Raw genomic sequence first — 489 nt, forward strand, 5'->3', positions numbered from 1 at the left:
GCCACGGCTCCGGATCGAAATCCGGAAAACAAGCCACCTGCGGGCAGTGCAACGGCACTGGCTACACCAGCGAAAACCGGGGAGCCTTTGGGTTTTCCCAGCCGTGTTCGAACTGCGACGGCACTGGTTCCAAGATCACCGACCCCTGTGAGACCTGCTCGGGAAGCGGAACCGTGAACCGGACCCGTTCGATTACCGTGCGGATCCCGGCCGGTGTTGTCGACGGGCAAAAGGTGCGCTTGGCAGGCCAGGGCGAAGCCGGGCCGCACGGCAAACCATCCGGTGACCTGTTTGTGTCCGTCAACGTGCGGGGAGACAAGGTCTTTTCCCGGGAAGGCGATGACCTGCTGATCACGGTGCCGGTGTCCTTTGCAGAGCTGGCGCTCGGCGACACGATTACGGTGCCGACACTGGATGCCCCGGTCCGCGTGAAAATCCCGGCAGGTACTGCCGATGGCCGTACCCTGCGGGTTCGCGGACGCGGCATCC

Annotated in this window: 1 pseudogene; it reads left to right on the forward strand. The window is 64.2% G+C overall.

Going from position 1 to position 489, the window contains the following annotated elements:
* A pseudogene (locus BKN05_RS12460) lies at positions 1-489 on the forward strand (DnaJ C-terminal domain-containing protein); the annotation flags it as partial.

The organism is Corynebacterium sp. S5S1 (assembly GCF_001913985.1).
GTDB lineage: Bacteria > Actinomycetota > Actinomycetes > Mycobacteriales > Mycobacteriaceae > Corynebacterium > Corynebacterium marquesiae.